Below are 20,396 nucleotides of genomic sequence, written 5' to 3'. Positions count from 1 at the left end.
AAGCTCGTGAAAGCAGACTACTTGGCCGGTGTGACACTATTCACTCGGTCCGTCGGCACCGCGCCGAGTAGCCTAAGAAACAGCGGGTTCGGATTCGCCCCTGGCAGCACCCCGCGCACATCTTCCAGCGCCTCCAACGGAGTGATCCCCGCAACCCGAGCCCCATACAAGGCCGCCACAGTCGGCGTCCGGGACTCCGCCCGGACGCAGTGCAGCAGCACGGTCTTGCCCTCCGCGCGGAAGCGTTCGACGGCGGCCGCCGCGTCGCGCAGCGCAAACGCGGCATGCGCGTTGTCCTTCTCAATAGGGGAGTCGATGACCCAGAACGTGGCGTGTTCCTCCGGCGCCACCCCGGGCACGTCCAATGTCCCCAGCCGACACAGTGACACCACGGCGTCGATCCCCAACTCGGCCACCCGCGAGAGAGACCCGACGCCGCCCAGCCAGACGCCGTCGTCGTGCGGGTGCTGAACCAGCGCATCGGTGCGGCCCCACATGCTGTAGTCCTGGCGTTCGGCGCGCGGCCAGGCTGCGGGCCGGCGGCCCTCGCCGCGGCCCAGCTCCATGCCGAGCATCATGAGGTCGCGGGCCCGGAGTCCGGGCCAGCCGTGCAGGCGGCGCCGCCATTCGAACGGCACCGCCGTGTAGCCGCAGGCGGCACCGAGCAGCCCACCGGCAATGGCGGCGACGGTGTCGGTGTCCCGGCCGCCGCGGACCGCTTCCTCCAGCGCCGCGCGCAGGTGCGCCGGGCCGGACGAGGTCAGGCCCGCGAAGTGGATGGCGCTCCAGGCGCCCTGGAAGGCCTCGACCACCCAGCCGTTGCGGCTGAAGTCCCGCGGCCGGGATCGCTCGGACACCTCGATCCGCTCCAGCCACAGGGCGGCACGCACGGGTGACAGTAGCGAGAGCCCGGCGCGGACGTCGAGCCGCCCGGTCAGGACCGCCTCCCGGATGGCCACGCACCAGAGCCCGCAGGCCTCCTGCGCGTCCGGGTCGGCGTGGGTCAGCGCACTAAGTGCCCCTGCAGCGGCCATCAACGACGCCGGATCCCGGTCCAGATAAGCCAGCGCCAGGGGAGCGGTGCGCATCAGCGAGCCGTTGCCGGCGCTGCGGCCGGTGCGGGCATGGAAGGCCGCGGCCGCAGCACCGAAATCGGCGGCAGTGACCTTGCTCCGCCCCGCCACGGACGCCAGCCGGCGAGCAGCGGCGATCACGGAGCTGGTCTGGGCGCCCACGTCCTTGGCCTCGGACGCCCACGCTGTCCAGACGCGGACCACCATGGTGAGCGCGGGGGAGGAGGATCCGGCGTCGGACGCTGCCTCGAGCAACGCCTGGGCGATCGGGACGGCCATGGAGGTGTCGTCGGTCCACTCGGCCGGGGCGAAGCCGAACGGCCCGCCGCCCTTCATGGTGACCTCGGCGCCGTCCGGCAGCGGCGCGCCGAACTCGTAGCAGGCGCCGAGGGCGTCCCCGGAGGCCAGGGCGACGAGGACGCCGGCCGCGCGGTCATTCTGTAAGGGGGTCAGTTTCATGCCAGCTCCATCAGGGGGTGGTGGGTGTTCCAGCCGGTCAGGTGGGCCAGCTGGGGGCGGCGGCTAGGGAGTTCGACGGCGATGCCCGCCGCGGACACCGCACCGGCGGCGCGGGAGACATTGCGGCTCCGGAGGCCGCCGTGGCTCCGGACCTCGACCGCCGCGGCGCCGCCGTCGAACGTTCCGAAGTCCAGCGCCTGGACGTGGGCGGCGAAGTCGCGGGCCCGCTGGCCCGGCATGGGACCGGAGGCGAGTGCCTGGGGTGAGAGGAGCTCGAGGTCCAGCAGTGCGGAGTCGATCAGCTGGCGGTAGTGCCGGCGGAAGAGCGTGTGCGTGCCGAAGACCTCCAGGAGCAGCGGCTGCGTGCCCAGTCCGATGACGACGCCGCGCTGGCCCTCCAGCGGTGACGGGGCGTCCGCGGCGTCGAAGCGGTTGTGCGCGTTGTCCGTGAACAGGTCCATGTGGTCCAGCAGGGAGCTGGTCACCGAGGCGCCGCGGGCCGCATCGAAGCGGCTGACCCGCTCCCAAATTCGGCCCTGACGGTCGCCGCCGCGGCGGCCGTCGAGGCCGTTGGCCAGCTCGGACCAGACGTTCAGCGGGGCGCGCCGCGCCTGCCGGCGGTGGCTGGACTGGCCGGCTTCCCAGCGGCCGGCCTCGACGCAGAACGTGTCGATGTCCCGGGTTTCGCCGGGACCCAGGACGACGTCGCGGGCGCAGGTCCGGTGCTGCTGGCCGCCCTCGAGCAGCTCGCCTTCCAGGAGCAGGGCCGGGTGTGGGCCGTTGTTGGTGACGGTGAGCCGGGCGACCTGGGGGCCGCTGGCGAGCTCGGTCACGGCGACGTCGGCGTGGGTGCCGGTGCTGATGCCCAGGCTGCCGGGGCCGGAGGTCCAGACGGGAAAGATGCTGAGCGGGCCGAGCCTGCTGCCGGCGCCGACGTGAAGCTGGGGGACTTTCATGGTGAACCTCCGGGTGATTTAGATCAGTTTTGCGCTAATTGGGTCCAGTATGCACGGCTTGCATCTTTAGCGCAATACTGCGATAAATAATCATGTGAAGGATTCAAAGAACGACCCCGGAACGTCCCTGCTCGACTACCCGCGCCCCTCGGTGGCGGTGGATACGGCGGTGCTGACGGTAGCGGATGGTTCCGTCTGGGTGCTGCTGGTGCGGCGGGCGGAGGATCACCAGCACGGAAAGTGGGCGCTGCCCGGCACGTTCCTGCGGGAGCGCGAGACCCTGGCGGACGCGGTGCTGCGCTGCCTGCGGGAGAAGGCCGGGATCTCCGGGCGCGTGCCGCGCCAGCTCCAGGTCTTCGACGACCCGGCGCGCGACGACCGCGGCTGGGTGCTGTCGGTCGCGCACGTGGACGTGGTGCCGCTGGCGGCTCTGGAAGGAGCGTTGAAGTCCGACGGCGTTCGGCTGGCGTCCGTGACTGGGGAGCCGGAGCTGATTGCGGCGCTGCCGTACGGCCACGCAGACATTGTGGCCAAGTCAGTGGCGTGGCTGCGGGCTGTCTACGCGGAGGCGCCGGACCCGGGGGAGCTGCTGACTGAGCCGTTCACGCTGAAGGACCTGCGGGAGATGCACGAGGCGGTGGCGGCCTCGGCGTTGATGCGTGACACGTTCCGGCGGTTCATGGAGCCGCAGCTGCAGGGGACGGGGCAGATGTCCGACGGGACGCGGGGGAGGCCGTCGAGGTTGTGGGTGCGGGGAGCGGAGTAAACCGCATCCTTGGTCTCCCCATGCAGGACCTAGACTGGCCGCTTAACACCAGTTCCCGGAGGGCCTTGTCGAGAACGCCCCATACTTCGGCCGTTCCTGCTGACCGGTCCTGCTTGGTGAGAGTAAGAAGTTGACGCCGCAGCTCCAGCTCATCGCCGGCCAGGCGTTGGTGGTACACAGATGGCAACAGGCGTGAATGGTTGCCAATGGCGTAAGCGGCCATCACGTCCAGGAAGAGCTCAAACTGCCTTCCTGCGGTTGCGAGTGCAGTGTGCCTGTCAGCCGAGCTGGCGCCGGCCTTAGGTGCGTTCGCCATTGGAATGATATCCAGCTTCCCCGTTCACTACAGTTTGCGGAGCGGTTCGTGCGACACCACCGTGACCATCTGGTGGTTCTTTGGGGGGCGTTCGTGGGCGCGCGCCTTACATCGTGCACGATGTCATGAAAATGGTTGTCGGCGAGCCCGAGCCCGCCTAACTGTGGGAAGTTCGTCGCGAAACTGCGTTACATTCCACCCTGCGGCCAGCAGGCACTCCAAGGCTTCCGGATAGCAGTACGATGACTCTAGTTTCTATTAGCGACAAAAAGGATCTGGGTGTGGACGCAAACCTCTGGGAGCTTCTGGTGGACAAAGCCATTCGAAAAACGAAATCTAAAGGACTCCTGTGGTCCACGACAGATAGAGGTCCGGATAATACTCGAAGCTACGAAACCGCCATTGACGAAAATACCACGCTGAGCATCTGGGGCTATGAAAGAAATTACTCTTATGAGCTGTGTTTAGACAAACGAATGGAGGGAGGGTCGTTCGAAGAGCGCAAACGAGTCACTGTTAAGAAAAATGCTCAGGGCATTGACTTTAGTGGTCTATTTAAGGCCGTCCAAGATCAAATCTCCAGTGCCGTAAGGGAGCGGGCCTTCAACGCTGTAGTCCAGTACTTAAGCAATCCGAAGGGAATTGACTCCGAAAAGGAATCGGAGCTCTATGAGTGCATGGATGCGCTGGGCGACAGAGACTACTTCCTATACTCCCAGGATGAAGAAATACTTTCACTTGTGAGGGACCTGACCGCAACTGGTTCTATTGCTTGGAAGCTCCAAGCGGACGATGATCGGGACGGGCAGTACTTTCACGCAGATATTGGGCAAGACGATGAAAAGGGCATCCTTGGCCTATACGTATCGCTTTTGGCCGTCCCGGCTTCGAGCAAAGCCGGCGCAACGATATATACCTTTGGCCTGATGAACGAGGGGATCTTTGACGTTGAAATGACAATCGATGCAAGAAACAAGCGGGCTCCGAGGTTGTGGAAAATTGCTAACGAGATACATGTGACAGTTTCAAAAAAGGCTCGCGAGGATGACGTGGAGTTCAGGAAGATAGTAAGGAATAACATCGTCCATGACATCTTGGCTTCTTTGGACCGTCCTAGTTAGACTTCGGGACGAGTGATCCCGTGCCTCACTCGCGCCACGCAGCCCGCGCATTTGCGATGATGGACGGCCTTCAGCGGCTGGTTGCGAATAGGTCGTGCCGTTACAAAGCCAAGGGTACGCGGTCCTGCGGGCCAGGCGACCGTGTTCCGCTCGACATTCGGCACCCCACCTCGAACGCCATGATCAGGATCGGTGAACGGGAGGCCAGGACGGCACGATTCGGGCGGACATACTGCCCGGTCACCTCGATATCGAGCCCGCTAAGGCAACAGAATTAGTTCGGTCAAAGTAATGGCAGGTAGCGTTCAACACGAGGGCCTTGCGGTAGACAAATCAGGCCGCGACGACCTGATTCTCCCAAGGTCCACGTATTGCCTGAACCAACCCACTGGCCATGCCCGTTAGAGCATAACTGCACCCTTATTGCGGGAGCGGCAGTAATTCCAGCCACGACGATCATTTGTCCCCGACGGTGGACTGGAACGTTAGTCGCCCCGGAGACTGTTAACAGCCGATATCCTGGCGCAGTGACTAATTTCATTGGGGGAGGGGCGGCGGAGCGGCTGCCCGAGGGCTTGTACGAACTTCTCAACACGGACGCACTGGGCAAACAGCTGAATAATGAGGCAGAACTTCAGCCGGTCTTCGCGAACATAGAAGACCAAGACTCCTCGGACATCCTCGCCCGCCACGTCGCCGACGCCGTCCGACGGGCCCTCGCCGCAGCCAAGCCCACCGACCGCGTGGCCCTCGCGAACAAGCTCCTCCAGGAACTGAACACTGCAGACCGCATCGCACCCGGTCCCACCCAGCTCCAGTCCCTCCACCGCCCGGATATGCTCAAGCGCCGCAACCTGCGCCGACCAACCACCAAACTGAGCGACTCGGCCCTGCTCACCAACAGCAAGGACGATCCCAACCTGGCCGCGGAGCTCAGAACCGAGATCGAATCCGCCAACACCGTAGACCTGCTCTGCGCGTTTGTCCGCTGGACCGGGCTAAGACTCCTCGAACCAGCGCTGCAGCAGCTCAAGGAGCGCGGCGCCAAACTCCGGGTCATCACCACCACCTACATGGGCGCCACGGAACGCCGCGCCATCGACGAACTCGTCAACCGCTACGGCGCCGAGGTGAAGATCAACTACGAAACCCAGGCCACCCGCCTGCACGCCAAGGCCTGGCTGTTCCGCCGCAACTCCGGCTTCGACACCGCCTACGTCGGCAGCTCCAACCTCAGCCAGGCAGCCCTCCTGGACGGCCTCGAATGGAACGTCCGGCTCAGCTCCGTCGGCACGCCCACCCTGCTGCAGAAGTTCGAGGTCACGTTCGACAGCTACTGGGAGCAGCGCGCCTTCCAGAGCTACGATCCCGAACGCGACGGCGAAAAGCTCGACGCCGCTCTGGAACGCAACGGCGGCCGGCGAACAGCCGTCCCCGGGGCAGCCACCGGCCTCGAGCTCCAACCCTTCCTCCACCAGGAGGAGATGCTCGAAGATCTCGAAGCCGAGCGGCTCAAAGGCTTCAACCACAACCTCCTGGTCGCGGCCACCGGTACCGGCAAGACCGTCATTGCGGCGCTGGACTACAAGTCTCTCTGCGAAGCAGCGGGCAAAGACCTGAAGCTGCTGTTCGTCGCGCACCGCCAGGAAATCCTTAAGCAGGCCATGCGCACCTACCGCAACGTCATGCAGGACGGCGCCTTCGGCGAACTCTACGTCGGCGAGCACAAACCCCGGCAGTGGAAGCACATCTTCGCCTCCGTCCAGTCGCTGTCCGCTCTCGGCATCGACAAGCTGGAACCCGACTTCTTCGACGTCGTCGTCATCGACGAATTCCACCACGCCATGGCGCCCACCTACCGCCGGCTGCTGGACCACCTGCAGCCGCAGCAGCTCCTCGGGCTGACCGCGACGCCGGAACGCGGTGACGGTGTCGACGTCGCCGAGCAGTTCTTCGATGGCCGCACCGCCAGCGAACTGCGCCTGTGGGACGCCCTGGACGCCGATCTGCTGGTGCCTTTCCACTACTTCGGCGTCTCGGACGACGTCGACCTCAGCCAGCTGGAATGGAAGCGCGGCAACTACGACACCGCGCAGCTGAACAACCTGTACACCGGCAACGACGCACGCGCCGCCAAGGTGATCCGCGAACTCCGCGACAAGGTCACCAGCGCCGAGCAGATGCGGGCCATCGGCTTCTGCGTCTCGGTCCAGCACGCCCACTACATGGCCGAGGTCTTCAACCGCGCCGGCATTGCCTCCGTCGCCGTCGACGGCAGCACCGACGACGCCGACCGTGCGGCGGCGCTGAAGCGGCTCGCCGCACGTGAGATCAACTGCATCTTTGCCGTCGACCTCTTCAACGAGGGCCTGGACCTGCCGCAGGTGGACACTATCCTGATGCTCCGGCCCACGCAGAGCGCCACGATCTTCCTCCAGCAGCTGGGGCGCGGGCTGCGCCGCGCCGAGGGCAAGGCGGTGCTGACCGTCATGGACTTCATCGGCCAGCAGCACCGTGAATTCCGCTTCGACCTGCGCTACCGGGCGCTCACCGGGTACGGGCGCAAGAAGCTGGAAAAAGCTGTCGAGGACGAGTTCCCGTACTTGCCGTCGGGCTCTCAGATTGTGCTGGACCGGGTGGCGCAGAAGGTTGTGCTGGACAACATCAGGGCGCAGCTGCGGTTCAACCGCGCCCAGCTGGTCCGGGACATCGCCTCGTACGCGGAGACCGAACTGGAGGCCTACCTGGAGCGGTCCGGGAACGACGTGAAGTCGATTTACCGTTCGACCAGGGATTCGTGGACCGGCTACCTTCGCCAGGCGGGGCTGATCGGGGGGTTCTCGCCGCTGGAGACGGTCCTCAGCGGAAGGATTAAGGAGCTCTCCGATGGTGACGAGAAGAAGCTCCTCGGCCGGATGGCCGCGCTGATCCACGTGGATGATCCGGAACGCGCTGCGGCGTACTCGATGCTCGTCGGGGCGGACGCGCCCCGCTACGCTGAGCTCGGCATGCGGGAGAAGATATTCGCGCGCATGCTCTTTTACACGCTGTGGGACGACGGCGGCGGGTTCCCGTCGTACGACGCCGGTCTGGACTATCTGCGCGGCTACCAGTTTATCTGCAGCGAGATCCGGCAGGTCGTGAAGCTCGGCGTGGCAGCCTCCCGGCATGCCGCCAAGGGCCTCGGGGCCGGGCTGCAGCATGTTCCGCTGCTCTCTCATGCGACCTACCGGCGGGAGGAGATTCTGGCGGCGCTCCAATACGGGTCGCTGGAGCTTGGCAAGAACGTACAGCACCGCGAGGGCGTGGCTTGGTGCCCGGCAATGTCCACGGACGCCTTCTTCGTCACACTCAACAAGGACGACAAGAAGCACTCGGCCACCACCATGTACAAGGACTACGCCATCAGCCCAGAGCTGTTCCACTGGGAATCGCAGAACGCGACCTCGCCCGGAAGTCCGACGGGCCGGCGGTATCTGGACCGGGCGGGGCATGGATCGAGGATTCTGATCTTCACTAGGGATACTTCAGAGGATGAGACCGGCCTGACCGTTCCGTACACGTGCCTCGGCCAGGTGGACTATGTGCAGCACGCGGGGGAGAAACCGATCGCGATCACCTGGAAGCTGCGCCGGCCGATGCCGGCTGATGTGTTTGCGACGGCTGCTGCCGTGGCTCAGTGACGTTAGGGCGATGTCAACTATCGTCTTAATTCGTGTAATTATGGGGACTCAACAATCAATAGGGAGAAAAATGCCGCTATCGCGCAATACGGCCGAACCCAGCTTTGGGGATTGGATCGCAGAAACAGTCCTTTTGCCAACAGCTGCCGGCGGAGGTTGGCCGCAAGGTATGTCCTTGGTGCGGGAACATCCGACGATGATCCCGAATTACCAGCGCGGTATTTCTTGGGGACCTGAGGAAGTCGATGATCTCGTTTATTCGACAAGCCCAGTAATCGGAACGGTCGTTTTGGGAAAATTCCGTGCCACGCCCACAGCCTATGTAAGCGCTTCTGTCGTGGGCGCTGCGGGGGGTGACTACGAGGAGCTAGCTGATGGCTTGCAACGACTGAGCACGGGGGTTTGCTTACTTCAGGGAATTCAAAGGAAGGTTCTTGAGAGTGGCGCCCCCTTTAGCAACGCGAGAGCTTCTTTTCAGCAGATCGCAGCCCGGTACTCCGGCCTTATGCCAATCATTTTGCACAATCACCATCAGCTGCTGAATCATCCGCGCAAGGCGATAAAAGACCAGTACAAGATATTCGCCGACTCGATGGATACGTGGCTGGACAAGCAACTACAACCGACTCAACTGAGCACTTTCGCGGACAGCTTCATGAAGCTAATGCTCGTCAGGCCCATCGCTCTGGACCGTTGGGATGGGTTTGGCAGTGGTCTCGAACTCATGCACACATTCCTAGGGCTCAACACCATCCGTGTCGATCTTGGACCAGTCGACCTTTTGCGCGCCCATATGGTCGTAAAGGCAACGGAGGCTTCTTGGACACCTTCAGAGATCGAAGCATTTGAGAACGACTTCACCGACATATTCACGCACAAGGGATCCAATGACAGTGATCTCCTTCCTTTCGTAAACTCCGTTCTGAAGTGCCTGACCGGCGCTTCAGCGGCAGCTCCGACGGATGTGTTCCCGACATGGGGGCCACAGCAGCTCAGTAAAGCCAAAGATGTCGACCCTTTCCTGGAGTTTGTTCTAGGCTTCAAGAACAGCTCAGATCCATACCTGGATCAAGTTCGGTCCATCGGCGCGATCCCCTTTGGCATTGTTATGGCCAGTCATTTGCGCAGTTTCAGATCTTCCGGCGTGTTACCAACATTTTTGACACCCGCCGGTGCGTCTGCCCAAGATCGAGCTGAATTGCACGCCGTGCTATGCGCAAGTCTTCGTAGTATGTTTGCTCGCAAGATTGGATATCAATCGCCCATCATCGTTGACTGCTTGCGGGGCTCAATGGCTAGTCTGCTTGCTGCCGCCAATCGACTTTCGCTGGACGCGACGGGGGTGGACGTGTCCACTCTAGTTGGGATTGGATGGCTGCGAACCTCTCTTGAGGGCGTTGATAAGAGGGCGGCCAGAACGGTCTTCAACGCCATGCTGCTACCGGTTCGCCAAGGGGGCCAGGCTCCGGCCGGAGGTTCGTTTGTTCCACTTAAGTTTGGACGAGGAGCGTCAAGTTGGGCCGTTGATCATGTGCTCCCAGAGGCTAGTCTGAAAGACAGCTTGCCGGGGTACGCTGAGGGCCGACGCTTGAGAAACCTCGCGCCGCTTCCAGGCGCTCAGAACTCCAGTGCAAAGCACGCCGTGCCGACCGTGAAGCTGCAAGCAAATGTCGACACTTACTATGGGAACGCGAGTAGCACGCATCCTTACTGTGCGTGGCTCAAGAATGACGCGTCGCGGCGGCTGGCTTCCGATCTGGACTCTCAGGCTGGGCTTCAACCCAATTCGGGATCGAAGCTCGGGGACGCACGCATCGAACACATTGCCAACGAACTTATCAACCGTGTTTAGATGGCCTACTAACCAGGCTACTTCGTAGGAACATTGGCAAGTCGCAGTGGGGCCAGACATGGTCTGGCCCCCACTGCGTGCCCATCTGAGGAATTAGCTCGAGAATATGTCCTCGATGGAATTCATTTCCTTGGCCAGGAGTATGCTCAGGCCGCGATGGACGTGGGCAACAAGGGCTGCGTCATAGCTTTCGAAGCCGTCCTGTACGGCTCTGACCTGAATCAGACCCTTGTAGATCTCTTCATGGCTGCCGCCAAAAGTCTTCCAGGTCATCTCGATGTTGGAATCAGTCACAATCGGGGACAGCGAGGGGGGATTGCTGTCCTTCAAGGAGAGACAAAAAGCCCACCGGCACAAGACATTCCAGTTCTGAATACCCGTGTGCCGCTTGAGGCGAATCAACTGGTCACGCCCGGACTGAGAAATACGCACAAAATCAAGCGACATTAGATTCCTCCATGTCCCACCAGTAGCCGTCTTTCACTGTCGTAGAGCCTGTAGTGGCGTCATTGGAGAGCAGGTAACTCCTACTTATTGATCCGGACAGTCGTCGCATCAAGTCTTCATCAATTTCCTGATCCGTGCTGAGCAGAAGCACCTGGTTGCCGGCAACGGGGAAGTACCGGTCAACGAGGTTCATCCGGTGTTGACTGTCGAGACGGCCCAGGGGAGTGTCAATGACGGTGGGCAACCGGTGACCCGCGACGCGGGCGAGTCCCCACAGCAGGGCGACGGCCAGGAGCTGGCGTTCACCTGCACTCAACCGGCTCGACGACATTTCCTCACCCTCGAAGTCAAAAAGCACGATTCGGCCACTGGTCGGTTCAATTTTCAGATCGCGAACCAGCGAATCCTTGCGCATGAGCCGCCGTAGGCTATCGAGAGTGGCAACCTCGATCCTGCCCAGGTGCCGCTCGGTGAGACGTTCGGCAAGCGTGACAAGCGTTTGTCGCACGCGCTCGGTGTGCGCAACGATGCGTTGCACGTCCTCGGCTTGAACACTGAGTTCAATTCTCTTGGCCTCAGCAACAGCGAGGCGGGATTCCACGGACTCGAGAACTACGACGCCCCGCGCGTGTTCTTCTTGGATGAAATGAACCTTCGCTTGACTTCGAGCAAGTACCTCGCGAGCTGCATTGACCTCGTTGATACGGACCGCGATGGTGGCGTCATCAGGCACGCCACCCAGTTGACCGTCCACCTCATCTAGTTCACGTTTCAGAGATTCAAGTGAGGCCAGCTTCTCGTTGGCGGCCGTTTCCGCAGCCAGTAGCGTGCTTTCGAGGGTTGCCAACTGTGCCCTCCCCGAAGTGGAGAGCTCTGTAATTGGAATGGAGTCGGCTTCAACGTTCCTTCCACGACGATCTGATTCGAGGGTCGCGGCAAGAAGGTTCTTGAACTCAGCAGGCATCTTCGCAACGATTTCTCTATCCCGAGTCTCTAGAACTCGAGCTACGCGACTTGAAAGCCGCTTTCCATCGTCGCTTTCGGCCTGCGCTGACAGCTCGCCCAGTTGATCCAACAGATGGACAAGGGGGTAGATGCCTGCGGCGGTTTCATGAAGGAGTTGGCGCGCGCTAGCAATCTCTCGTTGCAGCCTTGCTTGGCTGTCCTCCAATTCCTTTCGCCGTAGAAACAACGTGCCGCCATCTGACTCAAAACGGCCCTCGGCCGCTGATAGCAGTTTCTGGGCGGCACGCACATCATTTGACGCGGCAGCTTCAGCCTGGGCAAGACGGTCCAACTCATCACAAGCTACCGCACGTTCGGTCTCGAGCCCTTGTAGCGTCGCTTCTGAATCTGAGTCAGAGGCAACTGAGGGCTGCCGACGCTGCAGAGCCCTCAAATCAGCCCGAAGCTGCTTGATAGTGCCGATGCCCAGAAGCGAATCTATTGCAGAGCGGACCACCGTCGCGGCGGTGTCCGGGTCCGCGAGGGATTCAATTTTCTCGCCGTCGAAGAGAAAGAGGCTTGCGATCTCCAAGGGGAGGATCTCTTCCACGTGTTCGGCCCACCCTTCCGAGAGAGCACGGTTGAACTTTCCGTCTAGGAATACATTCACCGTCTCATCCAGTGAGGAGTTCCGAACTCGCCATGACCTTTCGACCCGATACTCCCTTTCGGACCCTTCATGGTCAATCCGGAAGGTAAGGGCGAGTTTAGAACCATGCGAGGCGGGAACTCCACGGCTGATGCTTTGACGCAGAAAGGGTTCCCACCCAAGGTTGCCCCGGTTCGACAGTCTTGCGCGGCGCCCGTACAGCGCCATGTGGAGACTATCGAGCAGAGTGGTCTTTCCGCAGCCATTCATGCCACCGATGAGGATAACCGGCCGGGTCTTCTCAGTTCTCAAATCCAGGGTCTGACGTCCCCTGTAGACCCCGACGTTTTCAATGCTTAGTTCGCTAAAAAACACGGTCCAACCTCTGGTCGTTCTCATTGGCTTCGGGAACGTCCGCAAAGGACGACTCGTCCTCCGTGGATTCGTCGTCGCGTACGACCTTAAATCCTTCCTTGCGGAGGTTCTTCGCCTGGCTAAGGGTTCGGGCCCCGCTCCGTGGCATCCTCTTCACCGTCGTAGAACGCGCGGCGAACGGATTTCTCGAGCTGGTCGTATAGACCGGCGCGGCGGGCCATTGTGCGGTGGCTCCGCTCTACTGCAACAAGTGATCGCGTCATCTCAAAATGCAGCCTGTCGTCGCCGCAGATCTCCTTGAGGATCTCGACATCGTCACTTGCCAGAACCATGTTTTCTTCAAGGGGCCGCCCTGGGAACTCTCGTCCGGTGACTTCCTGGTAGATACGCGGCAGAGAGTCCTCGATTTCGTGTTTCTCGAAGACCCAGATCCGTCGAATTTCGTGGAGTTCGGGGATTGTGATGAGTTCGATTTCCACTGTTGACTCAGGGCCATGCTCGCGCACCCATTCCTGAGCCTGCAGCAATTTTCGCAGCCAGTTTTCTCGTGCATCCTGCGTGTACGGTCCCGGCACAGTTGCATCGTGAAATGGGGTCACGTTACCGGCCATGCGGCGGAAGTCGCGAAGTGGCCGGTCATCTACAACATCCAGCTCGTTGCGAAGCTCGAGGAGAGGGAGCATCCATTCCTTTTCCTCATCATTCTGGATCATGGCCGTCATCGATTTGTCTTTCTCGACGAGCGTGCACGTCCAGCAGCCGAAGCGCGAGTCTCCACAGCTGGGCGTGGACGAGTCGACGACCAACGGGCACTCGCCGTCGGCGCTAGCCCCCTGATACATGGTGAGCAAGTCCTTGTTGGGGTAGCCCCACTGGTTCGCGACTTGCATGAGGAAGAGCCACACGTCATCGTTCGACCAGTCTTCAACGGGGCTGTAAACCAAGCTGCCCGGGAGGCTTCCATTCGGGGACAACCGGTCCCGCATTCGCCCTTTTTCGTGTTTCGTCATCGAGGCTGCCCGAGCCGAGCTTTCGGCTTTTCTTGTGCCCAGAACGAGAATGGCCTCGCCATACTGCTTGATTTGACTCTTGATGAATTTGTTCGAAGGCTTGATCTTCAGCCTGTCGGTGCACCATCGGAATTTCGGGCGTGGGGCCGGGTAGCCTTTTCCTGCTAGATTCACCCAAAAGGTGTCCTTGATCTCGGGAGTGAGGCGGTGCGGTTCGATAGGGATGCCCTGTTCCTGAGCCGCCCGCTCCATGGTTATCAGTGACGAAGTCACCCACGACGCCACAATGGGGTTCTCGACCAAGGTGTCCGTGCTGATCACGTGTACGGTCTTGGAACGCTTTTCGGCTGGTAACCCTTTGAGGGCGAGCCAAACGAGTTGGAGTACGGCAGTAGAGTCCTTGCCGCCGGAGTACCCAACAACCCAGGGGGTATTGTCCTCTTGGTAGAGGTTCTGGATTTCCGTCACTAAGTGATCCACAGCCGTGCTTAGCGTGCGGCCGCCAAATGGAAGGCTAACGCTGACCTTGCTCATCGAGCTCCTTCTAGGTAGTTGTCTTCGGCTCGTTGCTCTTCTGGAGTCAGCGCGATGCCTAATTGGGTCTTAATGAAGTTGGTGGTAAGGGCGACGTTGTTGGTTGCCTTTGAGACTCGTCCGCCGATCATCGCGCGACCCTCCCACGTCTTTGTGTTAGATCGGCGCCAATCAATGCTTTCCAGTTTTTGCAGCGATGGAACCCAGTCATCTTTCTCCAAGCTCTGCCTGAGGAGAACATTTCCAACTTTCCCCAGCGCGTGCAACGCGATGCCGTGACTGTGGAGATACTCGGTTCGAATTTCGCCCGCGGATACGGACCGATCACTGACTTGCTGCCATTCCGGAAAATGTCGAGCCGCTTCTTCCCAGAAGTCTCTGGCTACGGCGGCTGCAGTTTCTATGGCGTCGAACTGCAGGCCCGAGAAGAGGCTGAGGGTGGCGTTGTACAGTGCCGATAGGGTGAATAATTTTCCCGAGCGCGGGGACAGATTGCTCTTTTCAGTCTCGACAACTCCCCGGAAGAACGGGGACTTCAAAACAACGAGGCGAACCACGGCAGACTCGTCGTCGCGATGGTCATAGAGAACGCCGATGCTCTTGGCCGGCCGAATGGCGTGCCTGTTCAAGTCAGCAAACATCTGCTGTGATCTGCTGAGGGCCCTCGTCCCCGAAGATGACAATCGGAATGGTCTCCTCCATCAGCGTCGGATCGATCGCCATTGCATCTTCTATCGCAGCACGCCGGTGCTGTCCGTCGTTGATCAGGAAGCGCGCATCCATGGCAATACTCAGAACGCCTAGACGATTCGTATGACCTGCGTCGTCTTGGACTGCCTCGAACGCCATCTCTCCGTCGATACTGGCCGTCAGTGCGCTAAAAACGTAGTCGTGCCGGTTGTCAACGATGTATTTGGTCAGGGCAGGAACCCGGTTCCGATTTAGAGCCCGCTGAGCGCGCAGCTCCGCAGGTACTGGTTCCTCGTCGAACAGAAAGAGCTTCGGAAGGTGCCTTAGTGGGCACATGATCACGTAGAATTCTCGGCCCGCCTGGATACCCCTCATGGCAGGAAACGAAATTGAGAATCCGCCGCCAGTCCGGGATGAGGCGGTTCGTTTAGGAGAGGACATGCCATGAGTCTAGTACGTTAAAGCGATAACGTACAAGATGAAAGGAATAACATACAAAGCGTCATCCGAGTATGATGCAGGTATGACAGCATACCTTGATTACGCGGCTACCACTCCCGTATCGCCTCGTGTCGAGGCTGTCGTCAGCCACTACATGCGGGAGGAGTTCGGGAATGCCGGCTCCCGGACTCACACTTGGGGTAATACAGCCAAGAAAGCAGTTGCCGAAGCGCGGTCATATATCGCACGGTCGGTTGGGGTCGGTCCCGACCAGCTCATCTTCACCTCCGGGGCTACAGAATCCAACAACATCGCGCTCCTGGGATTGGCGGCCCACGGTCGTTCCACGGGACGGATGCACATCGTGACTTCCGCTACAGAACACAAGGCCGTGTTGGAGCCTCTGGAGCATCTGGCCAAGAACGGGTTCGACGTGGACTTCTTGAAGCCTCAGACCGACGGGAGCCACTCAGTGGACCAAGTTATGGCTGCAGTACGGGAGAACACACTTCTTGTTTCGCTCATGCACGTCAACAACGAAACGGGCGTGGTACAGCCTGTGGAAAAGCTGGCGAAACAACTGTCGAGTACGGCCATCTATTTCCACGTCGACGCTGCGCAGAGCTTCGGAAAGGTTCGACACAACGAGTTGGCTGCTCCCATCGACATGGTGAGCTTCAGCGGCCACAAGATTGGTGGACCGAAAGGAATCGGGGGACTCATCATCCGCCGGCGCGGATGGAAGCCAGTTCCGTTGCAACCCCTCATGTTCGGGGGAGGGCAGGAACGAAAGCTCAGGCCGGGCACTCTTCCCGTACCACTCGTCATGGGGCTTTGCGAAGCGCTCAGAGAACGTCTGGAAGATGGCGAGGTTTGGACTCGTGAAACCCTTCGGTTCCGTGAGCTCCTCAGCGCCTTGGTCCGCGACCTCAACGGATCAGTCAATGGGGCTGCAGCTAACGCCGCGCCCCACATCCTGAACGTCTCGTTTCCGGGGGTCGACAGTGAAGCGCTGGTGTTGACTCTTCAAGACGCGGTAGGAATATCTACAGGATCCGCCTGCACTAGCGCCAGCTATGCACCAAGCCATGTTCTGGAAGCCATGTCGGTTGAGAGGGAGAAAATCGATGGTTCAATCCGTTTCTCCTGGTGGGGCGCCCCATCTGTCGATCTGGACCAGCTGCACGAGCGAATTGCGGCTTTGCAGCACTAATTGCCGATTGGCGCCGTCGTGATACCGCCAATTGACCGTGGCCGGACTGCGATGACCCGGGTCGGCTTGTCACGGCCCGTATCGTCCGCGATAGGCGACGGAGTATTGAAGCCCTCTTGGACATTGTTCGATTTCGGTTGCGGGCGCGGACATGATCTCCGAACCTTGCGAGAACTTGGTTACACGGCAGACGGCTGGGACCCTCATTTCCAGCCTGACTGCGCTTTGATAGCCGCCGATGTCGTCAATTTGGGATACGTGGTCAATGTCATCGAAGATCCTTTCGAGCGAGCCATCGCCTTGCAGCATGCATGGGAGCTCGCTACGAGAGTTCTGGTCGTCTCAGCCCGCCTAAATTGGGAGGCACGAGATCTGGCTGGTAGCTCGTTCGGCGATGGGATTAGGACCCGGATAGGCACTTTTCAGAAGTTCTTCGATCAAGCGGAACTGTCCGAATGGATATCTTCAACTATTGGCGTTCGCCCTCTGGCTGCCGCGCCCGGGATTTTCTACGTGTTTCGGGACTCGGCCACCGAACAAGACTTCTTGAACAATCGGATCTACAGCTATCGGCCCAGGATTCGACTCGATCCTCGCGTCAGATACGAGCAACATGCGGACGATCTCGCCTCGTTGCTAGCGTTTCTAATGGACCATGCTCGTCCGCCGCGGCCGGGGGAACTGCTCCCGTCGGATGAGGCTCAAGTCTGCCGCGCTCTGGGATCGCTACGGGCTGCCGCCAGTCTCATCCGGCAGGTAATCGAGGACGCCCAATGGGAAGAACTGATCCGGCGACGAAAGGAAGAGCTTCTGATCTACGTCGCCCTGTCCCGATTCTCTTCCAGGCCAAAGTTCACGCAGCTCAGCGCAAGCCTCGCTGCTGACATTCGGTCGCTTTTCGGAACCTACCGCGAGGCGTGCCGGCGTGCAGACAAACTGCTGCTGGCAGCCGGTAACTCCGTCTCGGTCTATTTGGCCGCCCGAGGTTCTAGGGTCGGAAAGCAAACGCCGACAGCCCTGTACGTTCATGTTTCAGCCTTAGGGGAGCTACCGCCGCTACTTCAGGTGTACGAAGCGTGCGCACGAATTCTTTCGGGCAGTGTTCCGGACGCAAACCTCATCAAGTTGTCAGTTGTCGAACCGCAGGTGTCATACCTGTCATATCCTCGATTCGATCGAGATGCGCACCCGACCCTTGAGTCAGCAACGACAGTCAGCTTGCGCAATCTCACTGTTGGCTTCCGTGTGTTAGCGGCCATGGAAAACTGCCCGTAGGCGGCCACGGAACTGCCCACTGACGGCCTTGAAAACTGCCCGTTGGTGGCCATGAGATCTGCCCACTTCCTTACTGAACCCTGCTGCTTAAGCGGCGGGAGCCTCTCCCCGGGGTTTGATGACGGTGTCTAGTCGCACCAAAGTCGCCCGGGAAGAGGCCCTAATGAAGTTTGACGGAGAAATCATGGAAATACTTGCTGCGTATGATCTGACCGGATCGTTGCGCGCCGCCGCGGAACTCACGGGCTGCTCGCATCACACGGTGGCCCGGCACGTCGCTGCCCGGGACGCCGGCCAGCCGATCGCCGAACCGGTCTATCGCGGCCGGGTCACCGATGCGTTCCTGCCCAAGATCGAGGAATGGATCGAGGCCTCCAGGGGCAAGATCCGCGCCGACAAAGCCCACCAGAAACTCCTGGCCCTCGGCTATGAGGGTTCGGAGCGCTCGACCCGCCGGGCCGTCGCGCAGGTCCGCGCCGCCTGGCGGCTCGGCCACGTCCGGGTGCACCGGCCCTGGGTGACAGAACCGGGGATGTGGCTTCAGTACGATTTCGGCGACGGCCCCGTGATCGAGGGGAAGAAGACCGTTTTGTTCGTGGCCTGGCTGGCGTGGTCCCGCTTCAGAGTCGTGATCGCGCTGCGGGACCGGACGGCGCCGAGCGTGTTCGCAGCTCTTGACCGCAGCTTCCGTGTTCTGGGCGGCGCCCCGACCTACGTCCTGACCGATAACGAGAAGACCGTGACGGTGTCCCATGTTGCCGGGGTCCCGGTCCGCAACCAGCAGACGGTCGACTTCGCCCGCCACTACGGCGTGACGGTGTTGACCTGCCAGCCGGCGGACCCTGCGTCCAAGGGCGGCGTGGAGTCCTCGGTGAAGCTCGCCAAGGCCGACATCGTGCCCAAGGACACCAACCTGCGTGCCGAATACGCTTCCTTCGCCGAGATCGAACAGGCGTGCCAGGCGTTCATGGACGAGGTCAATACCCGTGAACACCGCGCCACCCGCCGTAAACCCGCCGCGATGTTGGCCGAGGAAGCGCCGCGGTTGCACCGGATCCCGGACACCGCGCACACCGTCGCGTTCGGGCTCTCCCGGGCCGTCCCGGAGAACACGCCGATGGTCACGTTCGAGAACGGGCAGTACTCCGTCCCGGCGTATCTGCTCGGCGCGAGGGTGTTCGTCCGAGCCCACGGCGCCGGGCCCGATGAGCAGGTCATCATCGTCCACCACGGCAGCGGCGGCCCGGTCGAAGTCGCCCGGCACCGGCGCGCCCGGCCCGGCAGCCCGGCGATCAACGACGCCCACTTCCCGGACCATAGGCCCAGGATCCCGGGTGAATACACGGCCAAAGCCAGGACGGCCGCGGAAGCGGAGTTCCTTAGCATCGGCGCCGGCGCCCGCACCTGGCTGCTCGAGGCCGCCGCGGCGGGCACCGCGAGGATGAACGTGAAGATGGCCGAAGCGGTCGCCCTGGCCAAGATCGCCGGGCAGTCCGAAGTCGACCAGGCCCTGGGGACCGCGGCCATCCATGGCCGCTTCGCGAACAAGGACCTCGCCTCAATCCTGAACGCCTCAAGCACGCGCACCACCACCCACGCCGCCGGGGAAACCCGGTCCCTGACACAGGGCACCGCCGCGTGGGCCGCGATCGGCCGACCACCCGCTGCCGCCAGTTCCGCCGGCACCCTGGGAGAAAGCGCATGAGCCCGGTCCCGGCCACCGCGCCAGTCCTGCCGGCGGAGCTGGAGGCGCTGATGCGGCAACTGAAGATGCCCCACGCACGGGCGCTGGCACCGGAACTGATCGCGACCGCCCGCGCCCAGCGCTGGGAACCGGCCGAAGTCATCAAGGCCCTCTTCGTCGAGGAAGTCGCCGGCCGGTCCCGGTCCATGCTCGCCACCCGGCGCAAGGCCGCGGGCTTCCCGACCGGGAAAACCTTCGACACCTGGGACCCGTCCGCCTCCTCGATCCCCGCCCCGACACAGCAGGCGCTACGGACGCTGGAATGGATCGGACGGAAGGAAAACGTCGTGATCTGCGGCCCCTCCGGCACCGGCAAAACATTCTTCCTCGAAGCCCTCGGGCAACAGGCCGTCGAAGCCGGCCTGCGGGTCGCCTGGTTCCGGCTCGAGGACCTCGGGGCCCTCATGCGCGCCCACCGCTCCGATGACAGCGTCACCAAAGTCGTCGCCCGGATCCTCCGCGCAGATTTGGTGGTGGTCGATGACATCGGCCTCTTGCCGGTGGGCACGGACGCGGCGGAGGGCCTCTACCGCCTCGTCGACGCCGCCTACGAGAAACGCTCCGTCGCGGTTTCCTCAAACCTGCACCCCGCCGGCTTTGACGAGCTCATGCCTAAAACCCTGGCCACAGCCACCGTCGACCGGCTGCTGCACCACGCGCACGTCTGCCAAACCTCAGGAGATTCAATCCGCCTCAGTCAGGCCCTCGCCGGAAAAGGAGTCACCCCAATGAACTAACCCCGCTACCCAACATGGCCAACGCCACCAAACACCCGGTGGGCAGATCTCGTGGCCATGAGTGGGCAGTTTTCATGGCCACCAGCGGGCGTTTTTGCTGGCCGCCCATG

General features: G+C 61.6%; 15 protein-coding genes. 8 read left to right on the top strand and 7 right to left on the bottom strand.

The window, feature by feature from the left end; translation table 11 throughout:
• Positions 1-17: 17 nt before the first annotated feature.
• Together KY499_RS07795 and KY499_RS07790 are read right to left on the bottom strand one after the other, a co-directional pair.
• On the bottom strand, positions 18-1,532 hold the full coding sequence (locus KY499_RS07795) for an ADP-ribosylglycohydrolase family protein (RefSeq protein WP_219886718.1): 1,515 nt from the start codon (positions 1,530-1,532) through the stop codon (positions 18-20).
• Complete coding sequence (locus tag KY499_RS07790) at positions 1,529-2,488, bottom strand: ARPP-1 family domain-containing protein (protein ID WP_219886717.1); 960 nt, start codon at positions 2,486-2,488, stop codon at positions 1,529-1,531. Before KY499_RS07790 ends, KY499_RS07795 begins: the two co-directional genes overlap by 4 nt.
• Before the next feature lie 94 nt (positions 2,489-2,582).
• Here KY499_RS07790 and KY499_RS07785 point away from each other — a divergent pair, with 94 nt between their 5' ends.
• From KY499_RS07785 to KY499_RS07770, 4 genes are all read left to right on the top strand, one after another.
• Positions 2,583-3,254, top strand: coding sequence for an NUDIX domain-containing protein (locus KY499_RS07785; RefSeq protein ID WP_219886716.1), 672 nt, complete (start codon positions 2,583-2,585; stop codon positions 3,252-3,254).
• 597 nt (positions 3,255-3,851) lie between these two features.
• A complete protein-coding gene (locus KY499_RS07780) occupies positions 3,852-4,691 on the top strand; it encodes a hypothetical protein (protein ID WP_219886715.1) in 840 nt (279 codons plus the stop codon).
• 563 nt (positions 4,692-5,254) lie between these two features.
• The gene (locus KY499_RS07775) at positions 5,255-8,374 is read left to right on the top strand and encodes a DUF3427 domain-containing protein (protein ID WP_258191079.1); all 3,120 of its coding nucleotides are present in this window, start codon (positions 5,255-5,257) and stop codon (positions 8,372-8,374) included.
• 10 nt (positions 8,375-8,384) lie between these two features.
• Entirely contained in the window at positions 8,385-10,226 is a 1,842-nt protein-coding gene (locus KY499_RS07770; protein WP_219886713.1) for a DUF262 domain-containing protein, read from the top strand.
• A gap of 93 nt (positions 10,227-10,319) precedes the next feature.
• On the opposite strand, the gene dndE is transcribed toward KY499_RS07770, so the two are convergent.
• The 5 genes from dndE to KY499_RS07745 all read right to left on the bottom strand — a co-directional run bounded on the left by dndE (position 10,320) and on the right by KY499_RS07745 (position 15,317).
• Positions 10,320-10,673, bottom strand: coding sequence for a DNA sulfur modification protein DndE (dndE, locus tag KY499_RS07765; RefSeq protein WP_219886712.1), 354 nt, complete (start codon positions 10,671-10,673; stop codon positions 10,320-10,322).
• Positions 10,663-12,642 carry a DNA sulfur modification protein DndD gene (dndD, locus tag KY499_RS07760; protein ID WP_219886711.1) on the bottom strand — a complete coding sequence of 660 codons (1,980 nt, stop codon included), beginning with the start codon at positions 12,640-12,642 and terminating at the stop codon, positions 10,663-10,665. Before dndD ends, dndE begins: the two co-directional genes overlap by 11 nt.
• Positions 12,643-12,761: 119 nt before the next feature.
• Positions 12,762-14,186, bottom strand: a complete 1,425-nt coding sequence (dndC, locus tag KY499_RS07755) for a DNA phosphorothioation system sulfurtransferase DndC (protein WP_219886710.1) — start codon at positions 14,184-14,186, stop codon at positions 12,762-12,764.
• Entirely contained in the window at positions 14,183-14,827 is a 645-nt protein-coding gene (locus tag KY499_RS07750) for a DNA sulfur modification protein DndB (RefSeq protein ID WP_219886709.1), read from the bottom strand. Before KY499_RS07750 ends, dndC begins: the two co-directional genes overlap by 4 nt.
• Positions 14,817-15,317 carry a DNA sulfur modification protein DndB gene (locus KY499_RS07745; protein ID WP_219886708.1) on the bottom strand — a complete coding sequence of 167 codons (501 nt, stop codon included), beginning with the start codon at positions 15,315-15,317 and terminating at the stop codon, positions 14,817-14,819. Before KY499_RS07745 ends, KY499_RS07750 begins: the two co-directional genes overlap by 11 nt.
• Before the next feature lie 82 nt (positions 15,318-15,399).
• Between KY499_RS07745 and KY499_RS07740 the strand changes: the two genes are divergently transcribed.
• From KY499_RS07740 to istB, 4 genes are all read left to right on the top strand, one after another.
• On the top strand, positions 15,400-16,530 hold the full coding sequence (locus KY499_RS07740) for an aminotransferase class V-fold PLP-dependent enzyme (protein WP_219886707.1): 1,131 nt from the start codon (positions 15,400-15,402) through the stop codon (positions 16,528-16,530).
• A 51-nt stretch (positions 16,531-16,581) separates the two neighbouring features.
• Positions 16,582-17,805 (top strand): DNA phosphorothioation-associated putative methyltransferase, encoded by a 1,224-nt coding sequence (locus KY499_RS07735; protein WP_219886706.1) that lies wholly within the window; start codon positions 16,582-16,584, stop codon positions 17,803-17,805.
• 163 nt (positions 17,806-17,968) lie between these two features.
• Positions 17,969-19,510, top strand: coding sequence for an IS21 family transposase (gene istA / locus KY499_RS07730; protein WP_219886705.1), 1,542 nt, complete (start codon positions 17,969-17,971; stop codon positions 19,508-19,510).
• Positions 19,507-20,286, top strand: a complete 780-nt coding sequence (gene istB, locus KY499_RS07725; RefSeq protein WP_219886704.1) for an IS21-like element helper ATPase IstB — start codon at positions 19,507-19,509, stop codon at positions 20,284-20,286. The genes istA and istB overlap by 4 nt, the downstream gene beginning before the upstream one ends.
• Positions 20,287-20,396: the final 110 nt, after the last annotated feature.

The sequence above is a fragment of the Arthrobacter sp. PAMC25284 genome (assembly GCF_019443425.1).
Taxonomy (GTDB): domain Bacteria; phylum Actinomycetota; class Actinomycetes; order Actinomycetales; family Micrococcaceae; genus Arthrobacter; species Arthrobacter oryzae_A.
This window is presented reverse-complemented; position numbering and strand designations above follow the sequence as displayed.